Origin of the sequence: Methylobacterium sp. Leaf88, assembly GCF_001422795.1 — a bacterium.
Lineage (GTDB): Bacteria > Pseudomonadota > Alphaproteobacteria > Rhizobiales > Beijerinckiaceae > Methylobacterium.
In genome coordinates, this window is sequence record NZ_LMMK01000045.1 from 125,285 (window position 1) to 147,652 (window position 22,368).

16 protein-coding genes are annotated in these 22,368 nt (G+C 71.3%); 4 read left to right on the plus strand and 12 right to left on the minus strand.

Annotation, left to right across the window (positions count from 1 at the left end):
* From ASF20_RS23570 to ASF20_RS17130, 3 genes are all read right to left on the minus strand, one after another.
* Positions 1-1,161 (minus strand): MCP four helix bundle domain-containing protein (locus tag ASF20_RS23570; protein ID WP_244476467.1); only part of this gene is annotated, 1,161 nt, incomplete at its 3' end.
* 639 nt (positions 1,162-1,800) lie between these two features.
* On the minus strand, positions 1,801-4,074 hold the full coding sequence (locus ASF20_RS17125) for an OmpA family protein (RefSeq protein ID WP_056276091.1): 2,274 nt from the start codon (positions 4,072-4,074) through the stop codon (positions 1,801-1,803).
* Between the two features lie 93 nt (positions 4,075-4,167).
* Positions 4,168-5,178: a DUF2865 domain-containing protein gene (locus tag ASF20_RS17130; protein WP_056276647.1), complete on the minus strand. Its 1,011-nt coding sequence runs from the start codon at positions 5,176-5,178 to the stop codon at positions 4,168-4,170.
* 166 nt (positions 5,179-5,344) lie between these two features.
* Here ASF20_RS17130 and ASF20_RS17135 point away from each other — a divergent pair, with 166 nt between their 5' ends.
* Entirely contained in the window at positions 5,345-5,860 is a 516-nt protein-coding gene (locus ASF20_RS17135; RefSeq protein ID WP_156389772.1) for a CreA family protein, read from the plus strand.
* Positions 5,861-5,939: 79 nt separating this feature from the next.
* Here the strand turns inward: ASF20_RS17135 and ASF20_RS17140 are convergent, their stop codons facing one another.
* Complete coding sequence (locus tag ASF20_RS17140; protein ID WP_056276093.1) at positions 5,940-6,278, minus strand: hypothetical protein; 339 nt, start codon at positions 6,276-6,278, stop codon at positions 5,940-5,942.
* Between the two features lie 329 nt (positions 6,279-6,607).
* On the opposite strand from ASF20_RS17140, the gene cysS reads away from it, so the two are divergent.
* Complete coding sequence (gene cysS / locus ASF20_RS17145; RefSeq protein ID WP_056276096.1) at positions 6,608-7,987, plus strand: cysteine--tRNA ligase; 1,380 nt, start codon at positions 6,608-6,610, stop codon at positions 7,985-7,987.
* A 28-nt stretch (positions 7,988-8,015) separates the two neighbouring features.
* On the opposite strand, the gene ASF20_RS17150 is transcribed toward cysS, so the two are convergent.
* Positions 8,016-8,618 (minus strand): TIGR00730 family Rossman fold protein, encoded by a 603-nt coding sequence (locus tag ASF20_RS17150; protein WP_056211684.1) that lies wholly within the window; start codon positions 8,616-8,618, stop codon positions 8,016-8,018.
* Positions 8,619-8,839: 221 nt separating this feature from the next.
* Between ASF20_RS17150 and ASF20_RS17155 the strand changes: the two genes are divergently transcribed.
* Positions 8,840-10,696: a LysM peptidoglycan-binding domain-containing protein gene (locus ASF20_RS17155; RefSeq protein WP_056276098.1), complete on the plus strand. Its 1,857-nt coding sequence runs from the start codon at positions 8,840-8,842 to the stop codon at positions 10,694-10,696.
* Between the two features lie 11 nt (positions 10,697-10,707).
* On the opposite strand, the gene ASF20_RS17160 is transcribed toward ASF20_RS17155, so the two are convergent.
* The 4 genes from ASF20_RS17160 to ASF20_RS17175 form a co-directional block, all read right to left on the minus strand.
* The gene (locus tag ASF20_RS17160; protein ID WP_056276100.1) at positions 10,708-12,636 is read right to left on the minus strand and encodes an ABC transporter ATP-binding protein/permease; all 1,929 of its coding nucleotides are present in this window, start codon (positions 12,634-12,636) and stop codon (positions 10,708-10,710) included.
* 117 nt (positions 12,637-12,753) lie between these two features.
* A complete protein-coding gene (gltX, locus tag ASF20_RS17165; protein ID WP_056276102.1) occupies positions 12,754-14,136 on the minus strand; it encodes a glutamate--tRNA ligase in 1,383 nt (460 codons plus the stop codon).
* 57 nt (positions 14,137-14,193) lie between these two features.
* The gene (locus tag ASF20_RS17170) at positions 14,194-15,333 is read right to left on the minus strand and encodes a complex I NDUFA9 subunit family protein (protein WP_056276105.1); all 1,140 of its coding nucleotides are present in this window, start codon (positions 15,331-15,333) and stop codon (positions 14,194-14,196) included.
* A gap of 159 nt (positions 15,334-15,492) precedes the next feature.
* Positions 15,493-16,209 (minus strand): sulfate transporter family protein, encoded by a 717-nt coding sequence (locus tag ASF20_RS17175; RefSeq protein ID WP_056211675.1) that lies wholly within the window; start codon positions 16,207-16,209, stop codon positions 15,493-15,495.
* Positions 16,210-16,501: 292 nt separating this feature from the next.
* Here ASF20_RS17175 and ASF20_RS17180 point away from each other — a divergent pair, with 292 nt between their 5' ends.
* On the plus strand, positions 16,502-17,806 hold the full coding sequence (locus tag ASF20_RS17180; protein ID WP_056276108.1) for an NAD(P)/FAD-dependent oxidoreductase: 1,305 nt from the start codon (positions 16,502-16,504) through the stop codon (positions 17,804-17,806).
* A 7-nt stretch (positions 17,807-17,813) separates the two neighbouring features.
* Here the strand turns inward: ASF20_RS17180 and ASF20_RS17185 are convergent, their stop codons facing one another.
* From ASF20_RS17185 to ASF20_RS17195, 3 genes are all read right to left on the minus strand, one after another.
* A complete protein-coding gene (locus tag ASF20_RS17185; RefSeq protein ID WP_082501440.1) occupies positions 17,814-20,333 on the minus strand; it encodes an EAL domain-containing protein in 2,520 nt (839 codons plus the stop codon).
* A gap of 305 nt (positions 20,334-20,638) precedes the next feature.
* Complete coding sequence (locus ASF20_RS17190; protein ID WP_056211668.1) at positions 20,639-21,214, minus strand: PilZ domain-containing protein; 576 nt, start codon at positions 21,212-21,214, stop codon at positions 20,639-20,641.
* Between the two features lie 186 nt (positions 21,215-21,400).
* Positions 21,401-22,234 (minus strand): cell envelope integrity EipB family protein, encoded by an 834-nt coding sequence (locus ASF20_RS17195; RefSeq protein WP_056276113.1) that lies wholly within the window; start codon positions 22,232-22,234, stop codon positions 21,401-21,403.
* Positions 22,235-22,368: the final 134 nt, after the last annotated feature.

A 22,368-nucleotide genomic window follows, 5' to 3' on the forward strand; every position in this document is an offset into this window, starting at 1 on the left:
CCTGGTCGCGGCCGTGCTGAGATCCTGCACCAGGGTGGCCGTCCGCTCCGCTTCGACCACGGCGCGTTGCGCGAGCTGGGCCGAGCCGTCGACCTGGCGTCCGATCTCCTGCACGGACGAGCCGAGCTCCTCGGTGGCCGCCGCCACGGTGTTGACGTTGGAGGCGGCCTCCTCCGCGGCGGCGGCCACGGTGGTGGATTGGCTGGCGGTCTCGGTCGCGGTGCCGGCCATGCTCTGGGCCGTGGCCTGAAGCTCCGTGGCGGCGCTGGTCACCCGGGTGATGATGCCGCTCACGGCCGTCTCGAAATGATCGGCCATCTGGTGCATCCCCAGCCGGCGCCGCTCCTCCGCCGCCAAGTCGCTTGTCTTCTGCTGCTGGCGGAGGGTCTCGGTCTCCAGGAGGTTGTCGCGGAAGACCGAAAGGGCCGAGGCCATCGCGCCGATCTCGTTGCGGCGGCCGGAATAGGGGATGTCCCGCGCCAGATCGCCCCCCGCGACCGCCTGCATCGCACCGGTGATCCGAGCGATCGGACGCGTCACGCCGAAGAGGACGAACACCGCGCCGCAAACGCCGATCAGGAGCGAGACGCCGCCCACCGCGACCGTGAGCCAGAAGGCGTTCGCGTAGTCGATCTTCGAGGCGGCCTCCGCCGCGGCGGCCCCACGGTCGTTGTAGGCGACATCGTCGTCGATGACCTTCATCAGTTCCATGTAAGCCGGCCGCGTCATCTCGAACGCGTCGACCATCGCGCTCTGGTCACCGGCCCTGAACGAGGCCAGAAAACCGCCGCGGACCTCGTCATACGCGGCGTAGCGCTTGGCGATGTCTTCGGCGATCACCTGTTCCTCAGGGGCGGCGATGTACGACTGATGAGCCTTCAAGGCGGTTTCGACCGCTTTCTCGCGCGCCGCGTTGAGCGTTTCGAGCGAAGCCGCCGAATCCCGCCCCATGACATAGCGCGCATCGACAAGCCGTAGATTCGTCAACGTGAACTTGATCTCGCCCAAGCTCCGCACGCTCGGCATCCATACCGTAGAGATTTGCGTGGAATTCGCCCGGATTTTCTCCAAGCTCTTCATCGCTATCCCGCCCTGAACCACCAGGGCGGCGATGACAGAACCGATGATCGAAATCAATATCCACTTCAGCTTGATCGACATTGCTTGATAAGAGCGCCTAAAATGCTGTCGTGTCTGCGGCGATCAGAACACAACAGGCCCGAAAGACGATCTAGACTGTAGATTGATCGATTAAAGATTTGATAATCCGGACCCCGGTCACGATCGAAATTCATGGCCGGTGCCCGCCTGGATTCCACGCGGCGGTTCGAGGCGATCCGTGTCGCCGTCCTGTCGGCTCGCGGAGCGCCGTTTCCGGGGGGAACGCGCCGGCAGGCGAGCGGCCGAACGGCGACAGGGCGGAACCGCTCCAGTCCCGTGCCCCCGCGGCCTGCCTGGGCAGGACCGTTCGACGTCCGGCCGGTGCAACGGGGCGGTGACGCGACCCGCGCGCCGGGCCCCAGGCTCATGACGGACCGGATCGTGACCGGTGGACCGTCGCAGCGACGCGGGAGCGCATCGGGAATGCGATCCTGCCGGCCACGCGCAGGAGAGGAAGGCCGGGACGAACCCATGCGTCCCGGGTGTCTGCGTTGACCGATCGACGACCAGGGTCGATCGGGCCCGTCAGGCGACCCACGCAGCCTTCTCGCCGTCACCGGTCCGTCGAAGGTCGGCAAGCGACGGGCGCGCAGCGGGCAACCGGCGGCTTGTCGCCCGCCGGTCGCCGAACTTATCGCCTCAGCGCGGCGGCGGCGGCGGCGCCTCGCTTTGCTGCTGGATCAGCGGCGTGATGCGGCGGACGGTCACCCGCCGGTTCTCGCGCGAGGCGCTCTGCGTGTTCACCTTCAGGTTCTGCTCGCCATAGCCCTGCGTGGTCAGGTTCTCGGGCGGCACCTGGAAGTTCTGCGTCAGCACCGTGGCCACCGACTGCGCGCGGCGGTCGGAGAGCGAGAGGTTGTCGATGTCGGCCCCCACCGCGTCGGTGTAGCCTTCGATCAGGAACACCTCCTGCGGATTGGCCTTGATCGCCCGGTTCATCGCCGACGCGATGGTGGCGAGGCGGGCGGCCTGGTCCGGCGTCACCGTGAACGAGCCGGTGTCGAAGTTGATCGTATCGATGTCGACGCTGCGCATGCGGGCGCGCAACTGCGGGCTGTAGCGGACCTGATCGAGGGTGTAGCGCCGGTCCACCGCCACCACCGGCGGGGCCGACAGGGCCTCGTAGACGGCGCCCTCGTCCGCCCCCTCGTAATCGACCACGTAGCGATTGCGCGGGATGCGGATGTCCGGCGGCGGCAACTCGACGACATCCTCGTAGATCGGCCGCGCAACGCCGCCGCCGAAGCTGTTGTCGATGATGACGACCTCGCGCCCGTCGCGGAAGCGGCGGGACCGGCGCACGAGACGGCCGTCATCGTCCACGATGGTGACGATCTGCTCGCCGCCCGGCCGGTCGAGATACGTGATGGTGTCGCCGCCGCGACGCTCGCTGCGATAGGCCCGCCGGTCGAGATCGCGGAAGCGCTCGTTCTCGTCGTGGCGGATGAAGTAGGTGTCGCGGTCACGCACGATGATGCGGCCGGGCTCGCGGATATAGGTCCGGCCCCCTTCCGAGAACTCGCGGCGGTCGCGGCGCACCTGATCGTAGTCGCGGACATCGTCATCGTCCCGGAAGCCGCCCGGGACGTAACCCGGCCGCCCCGGCGCATTGAAGCCGCTGCGCGCGTCGCGGCGCTCGAAGGCGTCACGCCGCTCGCGGTCCTCGCGACGGTCATCGATGCCGCGATCGTCGCGGCGGGCGTCGATGCCGCGATCGTCGCGGCGGGCGTCGATGCCGCGATCGTCGCGGCGGGCATCGCCGGGCCGGAGATCAGGTCGGCCCGCGTCGTCGCGGCCGGGGCCGTTCCGATCAGGGCCGTCGCGGCGCAGGTCGCGGGTCCCGGACTCCCTGGCAGCCGGATCTCTCGCATCCCGACCGCCCGGGATCGGTCCGTCCCGATCCGGCCGGGCGTCGGCCGGGTTGGCACCCGCACCTGGACGGCCGTCGGGACGTGGCGCGTCCGGATTCGGGGCACCGGGCGGGACGAACGGCCGTCCCGGGACGCCGGGCCGCGCATTGGGCGCCGCGGCGCCGGGCTGGCCGGGCTGCGGAGTCGGGGGAGCGGGCTGGCCCGGGGCACGCGGCTCGCCGGGGGCATTCGGACGGCCCGGCTGGGCTGCGCCCGGCACGTTCGGATTGACGGGGTTGGCCGGGTTGCGGATCTCGGGTGCGTTCGGCGCCGGGGCCTGCGCCGGAGCGGGGGCTTGTGCAGCAGGCGGGGCTTGGCGCGGCTGCGCAGGCGCCGGACGGTTCGGCTCGGGCGCGGCGGGACGCTCGGGCGTGTTCGGCCGGTCGGGGGTGCGCTCCCGGGCGGCCGGCGGGGGCGACGGACGCTCCGTGGGCCCATCGGCACCGGGGGCACGACGCTGCGGCGCCTGATCCCGGTCCGGACCGGGGCCACGCTCCTCGCGGGCGGGACGCTCCTGGCGCGGCTCCGGGCGATCCGGACGGGCGGCGGGACGCTCGGCCGGCGGCGCGGCCGGCACACGCTCCTGGCGCTCCGGACGGGGCTCGGGTCGTTCTTGACGGGGCTCAGGGCGCTCCTGGCGCAGCTCGGGGCGGGCGGCCGGCCGCTCCGGACGCTGCTCGGGCCGCTCCTGGCGAGGCTCCGGCCGCTCCTGGCGGGGCTCGGGGCGGGGAGCCGGCCGTTCCTGGCGCGGCTCGGGGCGCTCCTGCCGCGGCTCCGGTCGTTCACGTCCGCCGCCGGGTGGACCACCCCGCGGACCTTCGGCACCCCCACCCCGGGGGCCCTCGCCCCGCGGCCCCTCGCCCGGCCCGGCCTGGGTCAGCAGGGCTTGGGCCAGCAGGATGGTGCCACCCGATGCGGAGTCCGGCCGGGCCAGGCTGGGGCCGGACAGGAGCAGGGCAGGCAGAACCGTGCCGGTCAGGAGAAGGTGGCGGATGCTCCGCATCGAAGGTCACTCACGTCGTTGATGAGGCCTTCGGAACAGAATGCGAGCGGGATGGTTCCCGTTTTTTGGCCGCGCGGCGCCGACTGTCCCCCTTCAGGGATTCCCCGGCCGGGGGGCGGTCGAGAACAGGTTCGGGGCGATGATGCGCACCGGCTGGCGCTCCTCGCCCGTCCCCGGCACGGCCGCGGCCGGCTCCGTCAGCGCAGGCGCATCGGAGGCGACGCCGGCACTGCGCGTGGCGGCGTCGGCGGCGAGGCCCGCGGCGGTCTTGTCGGCCCGTCCCACCAGGGTCAGGCGGACCTTCGGCGGGCGCGACAGGGCTTCGGCCTGCATCGGCGTGACGAAGATGTCGCCCTTGTGCCGGACCAGCATGCTCTCGGCCTTGACCAGGGACTGGGCCCAGCTCTGCCCCTCGCGCTTGCACGAGCAGTTCGGCGTGAAGGAGGTGCGGAACTTGAAGGCGTTGGGCAGGGCCGTGTAGGCGCGGCTCCCCTTCACGGTGGCGGCCTGTTTCAGGGCCTCGTCGCCGTGCGGCATCGAATAGGCGGCGGCTTCCGCGCCGGGGCAGAGGGCCTGGCAGAGCTCGTCGGCGCCCTCGCGCCCGTCGGGCAGGTTGGTCATCGGGAAGTAGGCGCCGTCGCAGGTGCGCACGCAGATCACCTGTGCGCCACCGCGCGCGCGCGCCTCGCCCGGAGGGCCGTCCGCCTTGATCAGGCTGCGGCTCGCCGCATCCGTGCAGGCGGCGGCGATCGCCTCCGTGAGCTGCTGCCGGCGGGCGGCCGTCACCTCGCCGTTCTCGGCGCCGTAGCCGGCGTTGAGCGCGCGGATGCGTTGTTCCACCGCGCCGCATTGCGGGGGGCGCGAATCGAAGAAGAGGAACCGCCCCCCCTCGCAGTTCAGGGTGCGATAATAGGCATTCAGGCGGCCGATCTCGTTCTGCAGGGCCCGCGCGGTGCTGGCGCCGTCGCTGAGGCCGGCGAGTTCGGAGCGGTAGCGCAGACAGGCGGAGGTCTGCGCCTCGGCGATACCCGTCAGGGTGGTGACGGCGAGGACGCCGGCGAGCACTCGGACGAGCGTGCGGATCTGGGAGGGGATCAGCGGCATGGCCTGATTGCAATGGATGGCGGGACGCCGCCGCGCGACGTCCCCCGAAGGAAACTTCGACGAAGCGGAGGCGAACGGGCTCAACACAAGTTTATTAGCGACCCTCGCACGACCGCGACACCCTTCCCACATCCGCTCGGAACAAACTGAGGGGAATGATACGATGATGTGGCTTCGGGGTCTCACAGGCTGCGCGCTGGCGCTGGGGCTCGGCCTCGCCGCACAACCGGCGCGCGCGGACGATGCGGACCGCATCTTCGACAAGTCGACCGTGTGGCGACCTCTGACACCCAACGACAAGCTCGTGGTCTACGGGATCGACGATCCGTCGGTGGCAGGGGTGGCCTGCTGGTACACCCAACCGGAGAAGGGCGGCATCAAGGGCACCCTCGGCCTCGCGGAGGATGTCTCCGACATCTCCCTCGCCTGCCGTCAGGTCGGCCCGGTGCAGTTCAAGGAGAAGTTCAAGCAGGGCGCGGTCGTGTTCAGCGAGCGCCGGTCGCTGATCTTCAAGTCGATGCAGATCGTGCGCGGTTGCGACACCAAACGCAACACGCTGATCTACATGGTCTACTCGGACAAGGTGATTCAGGGCTCGCCCAAGAATTCCACCTCCGCCGTGCCGCTGATGCCCTGGGGCACCGAGCCGCCGCCACGCTGCGACGCGTTCATGGAGAAGTAGCCCGGGAGACCGGATCGCCTCACGTCGGAGCGACCCGGCTGCCTGCCACGCTCGGGCGGGATCCATCCTGCCCGAGGATTCAATCCTGGCAGGTGATCCGGATCGGGCGCTCGGCGGGCTTGGCCACTGGGGCCGGCGGGATCGCGCCGGTATATTCGTCCTGGGCGGCGACGCCGAAGGAGCCGGCAGAGGCGAAGCCCTGCGCCTCGCACCAGGCATTGGCCACCACCTGGCCGCAGGCGCTCTCGCCATTGGTGAGGCAGTCGCCGACGCCGTACCCCTCGCTCGACGGGATCAGGAACGTCTTCTCGACGGTGCCGGGTGCCTTGGCCGGGCTTTCCCCGTCGGAGGCGAGGGCGGGGTGGGCGGAGAGGACGAGAGCGAGAAGAGCGCCGATACTGGCGGTCGCGCGGCGCATGGGCAGAACCTTGCTGGTGTCGGAAGCGTATGGGGCGAAAATTTCGCGGCACCGGGTTAACAAACCCTTTCGCCGTGCCGTCGTTTTCGCGGCAGGCGTTTCGAAGGCGTGCCGGTCCGGCGTCGTTCTCGAATTGCTCATGGTTTTGGGGTAGCGCAGGACGGGCGGCCCGGCCGTCGCCTTCGCGCAACAGGGCCCCGGGCGGAACGCGGCGACGGTGTGGCGGGCGCTTGGGTGCGCTGCGGCAAAAGCCGCGCGAAACCAACGCGCTGCGGTGTTTTCAGGGACGGACGGGTCCGGATGGAGGCCCGGGACGTAAGGAAAGTTTCATGGCCTCGATGTTGCGGCTCTACAACACGCTGACCCGCGAGAAGGCCGCCTTCACGCCGATCGATCCCACGAACGTACGGATGTATGCCTGCGGCCCCACCGTCTACGACGCCGCCCATATCGGCAACGCCCGGCCGATCATCGTCTTCGACCTGCTGTTTCGCCTGCTGCGCCACCTCTACGGCGCGCCCCACGTCACCTATGCCCGCAACGTCACGGACGTGGACGACAAGATCAACGCGCGGGCCGCCGAGCGCGGCATCAGCATCCGCGAACTCACCGACGGCACCCTGAAGGCCTTCCACGCCGACATCCGCGAACTCGGCGTGCTGATGCCGGAGGACGTCAACGTGCCGGGCGGGCGCCCGCGCTTCGTCGAGCCGCGGGCCACCGACCACATCGCCGAGATGCACACCATCATCGCCGACCTGGTGACGCGCGGCCATGCCTACGTGGCGGACGGCCACGTGCTCTTCGACGTGCCCTCGATGCCCGATTACGGCGCCCTCTCGAAGCGTCCCCTGGACGAGATGGAAGCCGGAGCCCGCGTCGAGGTCGCGCCCTACAAGCGCTCGCCCCTCGACTTCGTGCTGTGGAAGCCCTCGAAGCCCGGCGAGCCGTCCTGGCCCTCCCCCTGCGGGATCGCCGAGCCCGGCCGGCCGGGCTGGCACATCGAGTGCTCGGCGATGTCCTGGAAGCATCTCGGCGAGCGCTTCGACATCCATGCCGGCGGCATCGACCTCATCTTCCCGCACCACGAGAACGAGGTCGCCCAGTCGCGCTGCTGCTTCGGCACCGACGTGATGGCCGACGTCTGGCTCCACAACGGCTTCCTCCAGGTGGAGGGGGAGAAGATGTCGAAGTCGCTGGGCAACTTCATCACGATCCGGGACGTGCTGAAGGATTGGCCCGGCGAGGTCGCGCGCCTCGCTATGCTCAAGACGCATTATCGCCAGCCGATCGACTGGACCCTGCGCGGCCTCGAGGAGGCGGCCCGGATGCTCGACCGCTGGTACGGGGTCGTCGGCGACGTGGCCGCGGCCGCGGCGATCCCGGAGGGCGTGCGCGAGCCGCTCCTCGACGACCTCAACACCGCCGCGGCACTCGCCGAGCTGCACCGCCTCGACGAGCCGGCGGCCCTGAAGGCCGGGGCGAACCTCTTCGGCCTGCTCACCCAGACGAAGTCAGCGCGCGACCAGGGCACCATCCGGGCGGCCGGCGTCGACGTCGCCCGGGTCGAGGCGCTGATCGCCGACCGGCGCGCGGCCCGGGCCGCCAAGGACTGGGCCGCTTCGGACCGGATCCGCGACGAACTCCTGGGCATGGGCGTCGCCGTGAAGGACGGCAAGGACGGGACGACCTGGAGCGTGGCGACCTGAGCCGGGCCGCCGCGCCGGGGCCGTCGCCTCAGAACCGCTCCGCCACCAGGGCTTCGGCGGCGGGGGCCGGCGCGACCGATCCGGCCGCGTCGCGCAGCAGGCCGACCACGTCGGCCGCCTCGGTGGCCACGAGGTAGCTCAGGTCGAGCCCTTCCCGGATGAAGCCCTGCCCCCGCATGTGGTCGAGGAGCGTCAGGAGGGGCGTCCAGAAATCCGCCACCGAGAGCAGCAGGATCGGCTTGTTGTGCTGGCCGAGCTGCGCCCAGGTGAGCTGCTCCACCAGCTCCTCCAGGGTGCCGATGCCGCCGGGCAGGGCCACGAAGGCGTCCGAGCGCTCGAACATCAGCCGCTTGCGGGTGTGCATGTCCTCCACGACGATGGTCTCCTGGATCTCGTCGAGCATGCGCTCGCGCGATTTCAGGAAATCGGGGATGATGCCGGTGACGTGGCCGCCGTTCTCGAGGACCGCCCGGGCGACGGTGCCCATCAGGCCGACATTGCCGCCGCCGTAGACGAGGCCGATCCCGGCCTCCGCCAGGGCCTTGCCGAGGGTCACGGCCGCAGCCGTGAAGGCCGGATCGCCGCCGAAGCCCGAGCCGCAATAGACGCAGACCGTCCTTACCGGAGCCATGCCGGACCTCCCTGATGCGCAGCGGCCGGGGCCCGTCCGCCGCGGTCCACGAGCCAAACTGCTGATTTTACGGAAGATCCGGCCGTGATCCGGCGGGTATGATTTGGTGATCCGATCATGTTCGCTAATATGTCGCCATCAATCGCCGGTTTGTCGACGGGCCCGATCCCGCGGCGATGGAATTTCGGCCGCCGTGCCGGTGGACGAAGGAGTGGCGTGTCATGAGGGCGGAGTTGCGACGGAGCATCTTCCTCGCCTGCGTGGGGCTTCTGGCGGGCTTTGCCCTCGTGGTCACCCTCTACGGCGCAGGCACCCTGTTCAAACGCGGCCTCGGATCCCCGGCGGGCTCCGGCGCCCCCGAGGAGAGCGCCCCCCCCACCGGCAAGCCCCCCGCCCGGACCGACGGCGCGGCCGAGCCGAATCCGCCGGTCCGGCGGGATGCGAGCCCCGGGGAGGGGGCGGCGCCGGCGGGAAAGCCCCTGGCGGCCCTGGGCCCGGGCCAGCCGTCGGCGCAGGCCTCGGGCACCTCGCCGGGCAGCGAGGCGCCGACCTTCGACATCATCCGGATCGAGCCCAATGGCGAGGCGGTGATCGCCGGGCGGGCCGCGCCCAACACCACCGTCGAGCTTCTGCGCGACAACGAGCCGATTGCCCGTGCGCTCGTCGACCCCTCCGGCCAGTTCGCCATCGTACCCCCCGCCCTGCCCACCGGCAGCAGTGAGATCACCCTGCGGGTGCTCGGTGCCGACGGTCAGGCCCGGATCTCGCGCGACAGCGTGGCGGTGGTGGTCTCGCCCCATCGCAATGCCAAGCCCCTCATCGCCCTGACCTCCCCCGACAAGCCCACCATCGTGCTCTCGCAGCCGGACCCGGCTCCGGCGACGCCGGGGACCACCCTTGCCGATGCGGGCAGGACCGAGACGGGGAAAGCCGCCTCGGGCAAAACCGAACCGGACAGGATGGACTCGAGCAAGGGCGCCTCGGGCAAAAATCTCCCGGATAAGACCGAGGCCGGCCGGAGCGGCAAGGCCGATGGCACCCTCGCAACGACCATGCCCGACGGCCGCGCGCCCCGGAATCCGGCCCCGACGGCGCAGACCCGCCCCGGCAAGGCCGACGCGGACCGCACCGGGCCGGTGAAGATCGTCAGCGTCGAGGCGGAAGAGGGCGGACGGCTCTACGTCACGAGCCAGGCCCCGCCCGGAGCCACCGTGCGGCTCTATCTGAACGACGCCCTGGTGGCGCCCGGCAGTGCCGGCGCCGACGGCCGGGTGGCCTTCACCATCGGGCGCGGCGTCCGGCCGGGCGACTACAAGGTCCGGGTAGACCAGGTCGATCCCGTCTCCGGCAAGGTGAAGACCCGCTCCGAGGTCGCCTTCAACGTGCCCGCGGCGGTGACCAAGCCGGCGGCACCGGGGGCGGGCCGGCCGCCCGAGGGCGGGCCGGCCGTCGCGCAGCCGGGCAATCCGCCGGCACCGGGCCCGGTCGCACGCCTGGGGACGCCGGAGAACCCGGCGACACTGCCCCCGGCGGCCGTGCCCCGGGCAGCGGCCCCCCAGGCGCCCGCCGCGCTCCCGCCCGCGAATTCCGGGACCGGAACGCCCCAGGCCCCGACGCCGGCACCGTCCGCAGCCCCCGCGCGCACCCCGGCGCAGCAAGCACGGACGTCGCAAGATTCGCCCTCGCGAGAGGCTTCCCCGCAGCCGCCGTCGCCGCAGGTCCCGCCGCGCCCCGCTTCGGTCACGCCGCCCGCCACCGCACAGGCCGAGGCGCCCGCGCTGCGAAGCCCTGTCCCGGCCCCGCCCCAGACACCCGCCCAGAGACAGGCCCTGACCCCTGCTCTGGCGGAACGGAGCCCGACGGTCTTCGTCCCGGAGATCGGGACCGCGACCATCATCCGGGGCGACAGCCTGTGGCAGATCAGCCGGCGCATCTATGGCAAGGGCACGCGCTACACGGTGATCTTCGACGCCAACCAGCCGCAGATCCGCAATCCCGACCTGATCTATCCGGGCCAGATCTTCGTCCTGCCCACCGACGGCACCGCGGCGGTTCCGCAACCCGACAAGCGGGGCTGACGGCGCGGCCCCTACGCGGCGGGCGCCGGCTCCGGCACGAGGGCCGGTCGCTCCTTGGGCACCGGCAGCGCCGCCTCGCTGCGCTGGAGGATCTCCAGGGCGGCGTCGGCCTCGCGCTGACGGCTCCACATGGAGGCATAGACGCCGTCCTGCTCCAGCAGGGTGGCATGGTCGCCGCGCTCGACGATCACCCCCTTGTCGAGGACGATGATCTCGTCCGCATTGACCACCGTGGAGAGACGGTGAGCAATGACCAGGGTGGTGCGGCCCTGGCTCACGGTGTCGAGGGCATCCTGGATCTCGCGCTCGGTGAAGGAGTCGAGGGCCGATGTCGCCTCGTCGAGGACGAGGATCGGCGGTCCCTTCAGGATGGTCCGGGCGATGGCGACGCGCTGCTTCTCGCCGCCCGAGAGCTTCAGGCCACGCTCGCCCACGGGCGTGTCGTAGCCCTCCGGCAGGGCGGAGATGAAGCGGTCGATCTGCGCCAGGGCGGCGGCGGCGCGCACCTCCGCCGGGGTGGCGTCCCAGCGGCCGTAGCGGATGTTGTAGCCGATGGTGTCGTTGAACAGCACCGTGTCCTGCGGAACCATGCCGATGGCCACCCGCAGGCTGGCCTGCCGGACCCGCGAAATATCCTGGCCGTCGATGAGGATGCGGCCGCCCTGCGGCTCGTAGAACCGGAACAGCAGGCGCGACAGGGTCGACTTGCCGGCCCCCGAAGGGCCGACGATCGCCACCGTCTTGCCCGCGGGCACCGCGAAGCTGACACCCTTGAGGATGGGCCGGGCCGGGTCGTAGGCGAAGCGCACGTCCTCGAACCGCACCACGCCGTCCGAGACGGCGAGCGGCAGCGCGTCCGGCCGGTCGGCGATCTCCGGGTTGCGGTGCAGGATCTGGAACATGTCGTCGATGTCGATCAGCGCCTGTTTGATCTCGCGATAGATCATGCCCATGAAGTTGAGCGGCATGGAGAGCTGCACCAGCATGGTGTTGACCAGCACGAAGCCGCCGAGGGTGGTACGCCCCGCCATGATGTCGCGCGCTGCCAGCCACATCACGATGGTCATGCCCACGGTGAAGATCACTGCCTGGCCGGCGTTGAGCACCGCGAGCGAGACGTAGGTCTGCGTCGAGGCCTTCTCGTACTTGGCCATCGAGACGTCGTAGCGTTCCGCCTCTCGCCGCTCGGCGCCGAAGTACTTCACGGTCTCGAAGTTCAGCAGCGAATCCACTGCCTTGGTGTTGGCGTCGGTGTCGGAATTGTTCATCCGGCGCCGGATCTCGATGCGCCACTGCGTCGCCTTCCAGGTGAAAGCGAGGTAGGCCGCCACCATCACGAACACGACCACCGAGTAGATCCAGTCGAACTCGTAGGCGAGGACGCCGATCACGAGCAGGAACTCGACGATGGTCGGCACCAGCGTCAGCACCATCAGGCGCGAGAGTTCCTCGATGCCGCCGCGCCCGCGCTCCAGCACGCGGGTCAGGCCGCCGGTCTTGCGCTCCAGATGGAAGCGCAGAGAGAGCCGGTGCATGTGCTCGAAGGTCTGGAGCGCGAGGCGGCGCACCGCATGCATCGCCACCTTGGCGAACAGCCCGTCGCGCACCTGCGTCAGACCCGCCATGAGGATGCGCGACAGGCCGTAGAGGCCGATCAGCAGCATCGGGGCGGCAAACAGCCCGGTGGGGATGGCCGCACCCGGCTTGGGGTCGGTCAGCGCCACCAGGGCGTCGGTGGCCCATTTGAAGGTGAAGGGCGTCACCATCGTCACGAACTTGGCGATGATCAGCAGGCCGAAGGCGAGGAAGACGCGTCGCTGCAGGTCGGGCCGGCCGTGGGGCCAGAGATAGGGCCAGAGACGGCGATAGGTGGCGACGAGGCCGGGGCGCGCGGGCGGCGCGGCCGTGGCCGGTGCCGCCGAGGCGGGATCGGTGCTCATTCGGGTCAGGAACTCGGGATGAAGAGGGCGTCGGGCCCGGATATAGGCGCCCCGCCCGGCCAGCGACAGTCACGGGTGCCGGCGGGTCGGGCCTGCATGCACCGCAGGGACCCGCCGTCAGCCCTCTCCCGCCAGCCGGTGGAGCACCACGTCCCGCCCGATCAGCGGCAGCAGGCCGGCGAGATCCGGCCCGTGCTCCAGCCCGGTGATGGCGAGGCGCAGCGGCATGAACAGCGCCTTGCCCTTGGCCCCCGTGGTGGCCTTCACGGCCCCCGTCCAGGCCTTCCAGGTCTCCCCGTCCCAGGGCTCGGCCGGGAGGAGCGCGGCGGCGGCCCCGATGAAGGCCGGGTCGGCGATGACGGGGCTCACCGGGCCCGTGACCACGCGCCACCAGTCGCCCGCCTCCGAGACCTTGGCGAGGTTGGGCCGCACGGCCTCCCAGAACGCCGCGGCGCGCTCGGACGCGACCCCCTGCGCCGCGAGGCGGTCGGCGACCTCCGCATAGGGCATGACGTGGACGAGGCGGGCGTTGAGCCCGTCGAGTTCGTGCGGGTCGAACTTCGCCGGAGCCCGCGAGATCTGCGCAAGGTCAACGAGGCCGGCGAGCTCGTCCAGGCCCGCCACGGCGCGGACCGATTCGGCCGACCCGGTGAGCACGGCCAGCGAGCGCACGGCGCCCGGCTCGTAGCCGGCCTCGCGCAGGCCGCGCAGCGAGAGGTGGCCGAGGCGCTTCGAGAGCCCCTCCCCGTCCGCGGTGGTCAGGAGGTTGTGATGGCCGAAGACCGGGATCGTGCTGCCCAAGGCTTCGAAGATCTGCACCTGCACGCCGGTGTTGGTGACGTGGTCCTCGCCCCGGATGACGTGGGTGACGCCCATCTCGGCGTCGTCGACCACGGAGGGCAGGGTGTAGAGGTAGCTGCCGTCGGCCCGGATCAGCACCGGATCGGAGAGCGAGGCGCAGTCGACATGGGCGGGGCCGCGCACGAGGTCGTCCCAAGCCACCGAGCGGGCGTCGAGCTTGAAGCGCCAGTGCGGCGTGCGACCCTCCGACTCCAGGGCAGCCCGCTCGGCCTCCGTCAGGGTCAGGGCGGCCCGGTCGTAGATCGGCGGCTGGCCGCGCCCGAGCTGGCGCCGGCGCCGGCGCTCCAGCTCCTCCGGCGTCTCGTAGCAGGGATAGAGCCGGCCCATCGCCTTCAGGCGTTCGGCGGCCGCATCGTGGACCGCCACCCGGTCGGATTGCCGCGCGAACAGGTCGGGCACGATCCCGAGCCAGGCGAGGTCCTCGGAGACCGCGTCGGCGAAGGCCTGCGTCGAGCGCTCCCGGTCGGTGTCGTCGAGGCGCAGCAGGAAGCGCCCGCCCCGCGCCCGCGCGAAGAGCGCGTTGAGGAGCGCCGGCCGGGCGTTGCCGATGTGCAGGTAGCCGGTGGGCGAGGGCGCGAAGCGCACGAGGGGCGCGCCGGCGCGGGGCGTGTCGGCCTGGGGCGAGGTGGCGTGAGTCATGAGGCGCCCTCTAGACCATTTCGCCGGCCCTGAGGACTCCGGTGGCGGGCGAAAGCCTCAGCCCCGGGTGCCCCATCTCACGCCCATCCGGCTCGGGGCATTCGAATCCGGCCCGAGGGCTGGTCCGCTGCCGCTGCGCGGCACGAAGGGCTTCGGCGTCAGAGTCTCGGGGATGGCGCTCTCGAACTCCTGCATCTTGGCGAATTGGCCCGCCTTGCGGAAGCGCCAGAGGTAGCCCGGCACCACCGCCTCCATGGCGGTGGGCTGCAGGCCGATGCCCTCCAGGGTACGGCCCTCGGCCTTGGCCGTCTCGGAGACGACGTTGTCGTTCTGGAGCAGGACGACCTGGTCGCGGGTGAGCTTGAGGCTGTCCGGCAGGAGGCCGAGGGTGAGGGTGTCGACCACCTCGAGGGCGCGGGCCTGGAACATCGCGGCCGGCTGCGGCAGGCCGAGGACCACGCGCTTGCGCATCGTGACCTTGAGCATGTAGCGCACCAGCGATTCCAGGGTCTCGACCTCCGGGCCGCCGAGTTCGTAGACCTTGCCGGCGGGCACGTGGCCCTCCACGGCACGGGCCACCGCCTCGGCCACGTCGGCCACGTAGACGGGCTGGAAGCGCGACGCGGCGCCGGCCAGCGGCAACACCGGCAGGGCACGGGCCAGGGCGGCGAAGCGGTTGAAGAAGCTGTCGCCGGGGCCGAACACCAGCGAGGGCCGCAGGATCACGTGCGGACCGCCGGCTTCGGCGACCCGGGCCTCGCCGAGGGCCTTGGTGCGGGCGTATTGCGAGGGCGAGTGTGCATCGGCGCCGATGGCCGAGACGTGGACCAGGGGCGCGCCGACGGCGGCCGCCGCCCGGGCGATCTCGCCCGCACCTTCCGCCTGCAGCTGCGAAAAGGTCTGCTTGCCGGTCTCCTGGAGGATGCCCACGAGGTTGACGACGATGTCGGCGCCCTGGACCGCCCGGGCGATCGAGTCGGGGTAGCGCAGGTTGGCCTGGACGGCGACGATCTGGCCGACCTTGCCGAGGGGCTGCAGGAACAGGGCGAGGTCGGGCCGGCGCACGGCCACCCGGATCCGGTAGCCGCGCTTGGCCAGCGCCCGCACCACGTGGCGCCCGAGGAAGCCCGATCCGCCGAACACGGTGACGAGCTGCGAGGCGGGGCGGGTCAGGGGGAGGGTCTCGAAGCCGGTCATCGCTCGTGCGTCTCGAAAAGCGGCCCCCACGCCGGTCCGGCCCCTGCGGGGCTTGGATCGGCGCCGGTCCTTGAGCCTGGTGCAGCGTATCTAGACCACTTCCAGGCCAGACGGGAGGCCGAACGATGAAATTCGGCCCTCGGCAGCTCCGGGGGAGCCTCAGCGCAGGCGCGGCTGGGGCTGCGGTCCGGCGACCGGGGTGCGCCGGCTGAGGCCCTTGTGGACATGCACCATCAGGGCGATGCCGAAGAGCGGGGTGACGAGGTTGAGCACCGGCACCACCATCAGGCCGGCCAACAGCACGCCGGCGAGGAGCGTGGTGCCGCCGTAGTGGCGGCGCATGGCGCCGGCCTCCGCCATCGGCCGGAAGCGTCCGGCGGCGAGCTCGAAATACTCCCGCGACAGCAGGTAGGCATTGGCCCCGAAGAACGCGACGAGATTCACCCCCGGCACGAAGAACAGGATCAGCGCCACGAGGTTCACCAGCAGGGCGAGGCCGGCGAAGCGGACGGCGTAGAACATGGCGGTGCCGAGGGGCAGGGCGAGGCCGGGCGGCTCGCCCGGAAAGTCCGTGCGCTCGACGATCTCGGCCGCGTCGTCGAGGAAGTAGCCCGCCACCAGGATCGACACCGCCGGCATAACGTAGGCGAGGCCCACGAACAGGCCGGCCCCGGCGAAGAACACCGCCAGGGTATCGAGGAAGGGATAATCCACCGAGAGATGGTGCTGGGACAGGAACCAGTTGATCGCCCGCGTCAGTCCGAACCAGACGAGCACGAGGATGCCCACCGTGAGCCCGAGGGACTTCCATAGGATCGCGCGCAAGGGGGCTGAGAACACCTGCCGGACGGCGGCGAAGGCGGCCTGGATGAGCATACCTGGGTATCCCGTGGTCGTGGATCGATCCGTTCGTGAGGTCCCGGCCTGCGTCGCCCCCGCGCGCGCCGTGTCCCGAGGTTCTGGCGATGGCCGTGCGCAGGCGCAAGTGCGGGCCATCGCTGCACCACCCGTCCCGCCGGGCGGCGGACGGGCGATTCGCGGCGCCCACCCTGGACGTCCGAGTTTTCTGGCGTACGACCGGCGTGCGACCGGTCGCACGGTGTCGCCCGGCACCGCCCTCTGCTAGGCCCATCGCCATCCTTCGCCGACAGGAACGAGACCGTCATCCATGCGGACGTCCCGCCCCGAGCACGAACGCTGGCGCCCGAGCATCGCGCCGCGCCTGGCCCCCCTGCCCGACGATCCGGAGGTCATCGTCGTCGGGGCGGGCGCCGCCGGCGTCGCGGCGGCGCGCGGCCTCGCGGCCCTGGGCGTCCGGGTGGCGGTCCTGGAGGCGCGCGACCGGGTCGGCGGGCGCCTCGTCACGGTCTCCCTGCGGGGTCACGCCGTCGACCTCGGCGGGCACTGGCTGCATGCGGGGCCGATCAACCCGCTGGTGCGGCTCGGAACCCAGCGGGGGGAGCCCCTGCGGGTAGCGGCCCAGGAGAGCCATCTCTGGGTCGGGCGCCGGCGCGGCCGGCCGGCGGAGGCGGCGGCCCTCGGCCGTGCCTTCGCGGTGGCCGACCGGGCGATGAGCACCCAGGCGGGCTGGGCGGGGCCGGACCGGCCGGCGGCCACCGCCCTGCCGCCGGGCCTCGGACCCTGGGGCCGGCGGGTCGAGCGCGTCCACGGCCTGGTCTCCGGGCAGTCCCTCGCCCGCGTCTCGCTCCAGGACTTTCCCAGCATGGAGTACGGCGACAACCGCTTCATCGCCGGGGGCTACGGCGGTTATCTCGCCCGCCTCGCCCAGGGGCTGCCCATCGCCCTTGGGACGCCGGTCACCGGCATCGACTGGTCGGGCGCGGGCGTACGGGTGCACACGGGATCCGGGAGCTTCGCGGCCCGGGCCGTCATCGTCACGATTCCCACCATGGTGCTGCGGGCCGCGCCTCTCTTCACCCCCGTCCTTCCCCCGGAGGTCGCGGACGCGATCACGGGATTCGCCACCGGCATCTACGAGCATGCGGTGCTGCACTGGCCCTCCTGCCCGTTTCGGGGGGCGGACCGGCTCGCGAGCCTCGTCGGCGGGCGCGAGGCGAGCCCGGGCCTCCTCACCCGGATCGACGGCACGCCGTTCCACTTCTTCGAGCTCGATGCGCCGATGGCCGCCGCCCTCGACGCCCGTGGGGTCGGGCCGGACGGGGTCCGCCGCCTGGTGCGGGCGACGCTCGCCGCACATGTCGGCGCCCGCGCCCTGCACGACCTGAGCATCCCGGCGGTGAGCGCGTGGCGCCACGACCCCTGGGCGCGCGGATCCTGGGCCGTGGTGCCGCCGGGCCATGCCGATGCCCGGGTCCGCCTGCAGGCGCCCGTGGCGGACCGGATCTGGTTTGCCGGCGAGGCCTTGTCGCGCCTGCAATGGGGCACGGCGGGGGGCGCCTACGCGGAGGGCGCGCGGGCCGCCGCGGCGGTGGCCGAGCGCCTGCGCGCTTAGGACGGCCTCAGGCCGGCGCCCGGCGGAACATCAGGGGCAGGAGGGGCAGGAGGGGGAAAATCTCGCCGAAGCGCACCGGCAGGGATGCGATGAGGTGGGGGATTTCGTCGGCCGGTCGGGCCGGGCTGAAGAGGAAGCCCTGGATGTCGTCGCAGCGGCTCGCCCTGAGCATCTGCGCCTGCTCCCTCGTCTCGACGCCCTCCGCGGTGACGGTGATCGAGAGCTTGCGCGCGAGGGTCAGGATCGCCTCGATGATCGCCAGGCATTCGGGTCGGCTGTCCATGTCCTTGATGAAGGAGCGGTCGATCTTGATCTTGTCCACCGGGAACCGGATCAGGTAGCTCAGCGACGAGTAGCCGGTGCCGAAATCGTCGAGCGCCACGCGGATGCCCAGGGCGCGCAACTCGTTGAGGTTGGCGATGGTCGTCGCGTTCATCTCGAAGAACACCGACTCGGTGACCTCGATCTCCAGGCGCTCCGGCCTCAGCCCGCTGACCTCCAGCGCCTGGGTCACGTCGGCGACGAGGTCGGTGTTCCGGAACTGGATCGGCGAGAGGTTCACCGCCAGCCGGATGTCGTCGGGCCAGCGCGCGGCCTCCCGGCAGGCCTGCATCAGGACCCAGCGGCCGATCTCGGTGATCAGGCCCGAGGCCTCGGCGACGGGCACGAAATCGGCGGGGGAGACCGGGCCGCCGGCGCCGCGGGTCCAGCGCAGCAGGGCCTCGAAGGTACGGACCCGACCGTCCTCCAGACCCACCAGGGGCTGGTAGTGCAGGCTGAATTCGCCCTGCGCCACCGCCCGCTTGAGATCGACCTCGAGCTCGCGCCGCAGGCGCATCGTCGCCTCGAGGTCGGGCGAGAACACCCGGACCTTGCCGCGGCCGGTGGCCTTGGCCCGGTAGAGGGCGAGATCGGCCTTGCTGAGGAGGCCTTCGGGGCTGTGCGCATCGCGCGGCGCCAGGGCGAGGCCGACGCTGGCGCCGATCTCCACCTGAACCCCGTCGAGAGTGTAGGGTGTGCTCAGGGCCGCGATGAGGCGCCGGGCCAGTTCGGTCAGGGCATCCTCGTCGCCGCCGGGCATGAGGATGGCGAACTCGTCGCCGCCGAGGCGCGAGACCAGCCCCTGGGGCGGGACCGTACCGGTCAGGCGCTGGGCCACCCGGACCAGCAGAACATCGCCGAGGGCATGGCCGAAGGTGTCGTTGACGAACTTGAAGCCGTCGAGGTCGAGATAGAGCAGCGCGCAGGCCTCGCCCCCGGTCTGCGCACGGGCGCAGAGCTGGGTCGCCACGCCCTGGAACTGGGTCCGGTTGGCCAGGCCCGTCAGCGGGTCGTAGCTCGCCAGATAGGCGATCCGCGCCTCGGACTGGCGGGTGTCGGTGATGTCCGAACCGACCCCGCGAAAGCCCAGGAAGGTCTCGCCGCCGTCGGTGATGGGCCTGCCGCTGAGGCGCCACCACCGCGTCAATCCGCCGATGGTGACCTCGACGACGCGCTCGCGAAAGGCCTTGCGCTCGGCGACGAGGGCCAGAATCTCGGCGATCTCCGGGGTCATCTGACGGGGCTTGCGAACGCTGAGAAAGAGTGCCGCGAACGGCGCCTCGTGCAGGATCGCCGGGTCCTCGCCCGCCACCTGGCCGATGCGCTCGGACACGTGCTGGAGGCGTCCCATCGGGTCGGTCTCCCAGAGCCAGTCGCTGGTGCTCGCCTCGAAGTCATGGAGCAGCAGGCTGATCGTCTCGTTCTGCTCGCCGACCCGGACGCGATCGATGATCCGCTGTTCCGAGAGACGTCCCATCCGCCCGGCGGTGAAGGCGACGAAGGCCGAATAGACGCCCATCAGCATCGCCAGCCACCCGTTGGCGGCCCCTCCGACAAGGAACAGAGCGGCGAGGCTGCCCAGGGCGATCGGCGCGGAGTAGACTAGGCCGAGATGCGCGAGCGAGCCGAAGGTGTAGGTGGTGGCCATCAGGCCGGCCCCGATGGCCACCACGAAGGTCTGGTCCTGGGTGCCCGCGGTGGGGAGGATCATCAGCGGCATGCTGGCCCAGGCCAGCCCCAGGATCAGCGAGAACAGGGCGGCGAGCCGATGCCCGGTGACGACGTCGCGCTCCCCCAGGCGCCGCCGGCGGTAGCGCCGCGCCCCGATCGCCGCGAGGGTGATGGGACCGGCGACGCTGCCGAACAGGATCAGCAGGTAGGTCCGGTGCGCCTCGCTCCAGAAGAGCAGCAGCACGGCACCGACGACCACCGTATGGGTCAAGGCCAGGTAGGGTGCGAATTGCAGCACCTCGTCGAGATGGCCGGCGCGGGCCTCCAGATCGTAGCGATTGGTCCGAAGGCTCGCGGCGCGGGACGGCGCCCCCTCGGCCGCCGGCTCCGGGCTCCCCGGTGCCGAGGCGCGAACGCGATCACCCGCCCGGCGTCCCCACGTGGCCTCGCGCACCCGCGCCCCGGCGGCGGGGGAGACGAGCGGCCCGGAGGCGAGGGAGGGGCAGGCGAGGACGGGGGCAGGTGGACGCGGCATCAGCTGAGCGATCTTCAGGTTATCGCCAGCAGTGGGGCCTGCCGGATCGACCCGACCGGACATGACTTGACGGAATCGGGGTCGCATCGTCCGCGTACCGCATCGTCAAGTCTCCGACTGGAGGGCGAGGCCACAGGCTAGTCCCGATCATTTGATAGAAACTTAATTGTAGCCTTTCGCGCGGTCCCGCAGCGGTTGCGTCGCCGGTTATCCCGTCCCGGATCGCCCCCTCCTGATCGCCTCAGAAACCGGACCGGCCTCGGACGGGCCGGAGGCACTCCCGCGTCACGAGAAGAGATCGCGCGTCACAACAGGACGTGGGGCCCGAGATCCTTCGCCGGAAGGGGCTGGAGGAACGCCGCGCCGATGCCGTCCTCGAAGCAGCGCGCGACCGTGGCCGGCGTTCGGCCCAGGGTGATCTGCGTGCCGGGCTCCAAGCGGATGTCGATCCGCACGGCCGCGCCCGAGGCCGAGACGTTGAGGAGGCGGCCCGGGATCCGGGTGCCGCAGGACATCGTGACGAGGATGTCGGGCGAATCCGGCACGAAGCGCGGATGGACGCGCTGGGGCACCTCGCCGCCGTTCTGCTCGGCGGCGAGGTCGAGCAGGCGACGCACGATGACGGGCAGCGGAGCCTCGGCGCGGATCACCCGGGTGACGAACTGCTCCTTGCCGCCCTCGATGACCTGGGCTTCCATCGCGCCCGCGTGCCGGATGCTGCAGGACAAGATCTCGCCCAGGGACGGCACGACGGACGAACGGAAACGAAGACCCGTGACGGAGAGATCGGCGGTGACGGCGTAGAAATCGGCACGATACCGATTCCAGCAGAGTGCAGGCAGGATCACTCTCGTCTGCGTTGCTGTGAGGGTCTCGCCCATGGCCATCCTGAGGTTGCGGAGGCCATAAGACGGGGCGCCCCCCGACATTCCTTTACCCGAACGCCGAAAATTTGATCCAACCGGGCCCGGGAAGGCCGGCCATGCACGATTTCCGTGCAAAAGGCCCTGCTCGGAATCCTCGCACGCCGCATCGGTGCGGACCCGCCCCTCACCCGGTCGGACGGGCTAGGGATGGCAGTCGCTGCTCGACGCCAGGGTGTCGAGGCGGGTGAGGTCGCCGACCACCGCGAATTCGCCGTAGTTGAGCCGCAGCGCGCCGCTGACGCCGTTCTCGTAGAGGTCGAAGCTGAGGACGTAGATCGGCGTGCGCTCGCCCTCGCCGGGAATGTAATAGCTCAGGGTGACGGGCCAGCGCGGCACGGTCGCCATCGGCCCCTCCCGCAGGGGCTTGTCGCGCTCGGCCGCCTTGTCGGAGGCCGCCGGCGCCGGGACCTGACGGCCGATGACCGCGAGGGTGTCGTAAACCTTGCGCCCATCGTCGGAGCCGTCGAAGACCTTGACGGAGACGGTGCTCTGCCCGTCGCGGGCCGCCTGGATCAGGCGCCGCATGTGCACCGTGGGGAAGAGGACCTCGCCCGCATCCTGGAACTGGTCGCGCTTGGGCTCCTTCAGCTTGACCTTCAGGAGATCGGAACTCGATTCGGCGGTGCCGTCCACAGCCTGACCGGGCGTGCCGTTGAGTACCGTGCTGGTCTTGAAGCGGTAGCTGCGCCCGTCCCCGCTCTCGAACGTGCTGTTGCGCAGGTCCGAGGTGCGGCTGCCGGTCTCGCCACTCTCCAGAACGGTCACCTGGCGGGTCTGCATCGTGTAGCCCTTGCAGGCATCCCCGGTGAAATCGATGACGATGCGCCCCCGCGCGCTCTCCACCGCCCGCGTGCCGCTGCTCTCGGCGAGGGAGAGATCGTAGACGGCCCGATGGTTGGCGAGGGTGATCGGCGCGGCGGCCCCTGCCCCGGTCGCGAACAGGACGAGACCGACGGCGATGCCGGGGACAGCCATCCGCGCCCTCGGGACGGCTGCACTCACGCTGGGACGACGCATGGACTCTCCTGACAGGACGGGGCCGGAGGACAGGGGCCCCGCCGACGCCCCTCAGATAGGGCACCCCGCGGGCCCGCGCGAGGCTCGCCCCC